This window comes from Paraburkholderia sp. JHI2823 (assembly GCF_038900695.1).
GTDB classification, from domain to species: Bacteria; Pseudomonadota; Gammaproteobacteria; order Burkholderiales; family Burkholderiaceae; genus Paraburkholderia; species Paraburkholderia mimosarum.
This window is the reverse complement of the sequence record NZ_JAYMRY010000267.1, coordinates 1-448: the sequence shown is the minus strand read 5'-3', so window position 1 is coordinate 448 and position 448 is coordinate 1. Positions and strand designations below refer to the sequence as shown.

Genomic DNA, 448 nt, shown 5'->3' with positions numbered 1-448 from the left:
GCTTCGACGTGCGCACGGGCTGCATGCCGGGACCAGGCGGATTGAGTGTGACGACCTTCCCGGTCGAAATAGTGGATTCAAAGGTAGTGGTGAGTCTCGACAGTGCAGCAACGTAGGCCCGGCGCGAGACGCCACAACCAGTCAGGAGACGGAAAGATGCAAGGCTTGATGATGCAGCAGCCGCTGCTGGTCTCTGCGCTGCTCGCGCACGCGGAGCGCCATCACGGTGAACAGGAAATCGTGTCGCGACGCGTGGAAGGAGACATCCATCGTTATTCGTACCGGCACCTCGCGCAGCGCGCGCGCCGCATGGCCAATGCGCTGTCGACGCTCGGTGTCGGCCAGGGCGAGCGCGTCGCGACGCTCGCGTGGAACGGCTATCGCCACATGGAGCTGTATTTCGCGGTGTCGGGCTCCGGTTCCGTGCTGCATACGCTGAACCCGCGGC

General features: G+C 64.3%; 1 protein-coding gene. It reads left to right on the top strand.

Annotated features, from left to right (window positions below):
- Positions 1-156: 156 nt before the first annotated feature.
- The coding region (locus tag VSR34_RS38635) for an AMP-binding protein (RefSeq protein WP_342965262.1) at positions 157-448 on the top strand (292 nt) is incomplete at its 3' end.